At 59.1% G+C, this 756-nt stretch carries 1 protein-coding gene; it reads right to left on the reverse strand.

The annotated features are described in order from the left end of the window. Positions 1 to 172 precede the first annotated feature (172 nt). Positions 173 to 756, reverse strand: a 584-nt coding sequence (locus AC0L21_RS37965) for a GNAT family N-acetyltransferase (RefSeq protein WP_473267108.1), incomplete at its 5' end; no start/stop codon positions are given.

Below are 756 nucleotides of genomic sequence, written 5' to 3' on the forward strand. Positions count from 1 at the left end.
GCGCGCCCATGCTGATCTTTCCCGCCATACGCCGCTGAACCACTTTGATGGCACCGCCCCTATCACCACCGAGAACTTGCCCAGAACATTCTGGATGAGGCAATGCGCCTCAGCTCGGAGCGTGCAAGGACGCTCTCGGAGCCGAAGCATGCGAAGCGTCGCCGAATTCCGCTCAATTCGCCTTTCGCAACATCGGCGTGAGTGGCGGCGAGCAGCCGTGCTGTATCTCTCCAATAATCTTGAATCCGTGTCGTTGGTAAAGCGGAATGTTCTCAGGATTCGAACTTTCAAGGTAGGCTGCGACGCCCTGCTCATCACATCTTTGAAGAGCGTACTTCATCAGCAATGTGCCAAGCCCTCGTCCGACCCAGTTCGGATCGACGGCGATGAGGGGCAAATACCAATGTGGCTCGGAGGGATGATGTTCGGCCATTCCCTGGCGCAGATGTGCCATATGTTCGCTGATTTCCGGGCGCAGGGACACCGCCATGATGGTGTCCAGTGCATCCTCATCTTGCTGGACGCCAGGAGGCAACCACAGGGCCGCGGCGCAGCTCTCTCCCGTGACGTAGGCTGTGCCATGCTCGAATGCCCGTCCGCCACAAGCCTCGATGAACTGAGTCATGCTGCCAACATACTGTCCAGGGTCCGGCCAACTCCAACGCATCAGTGGATCGGCGGCAAAGCCGAGGACAATCGTCCAGACGGTTCTTGCCCGAATGCTCGCATGCGCCGAGGTGATGCCCGGCTCAGCCT

This window comes from Bradyrhizobium sp. WSM4873, assembly GCF_055811355.1.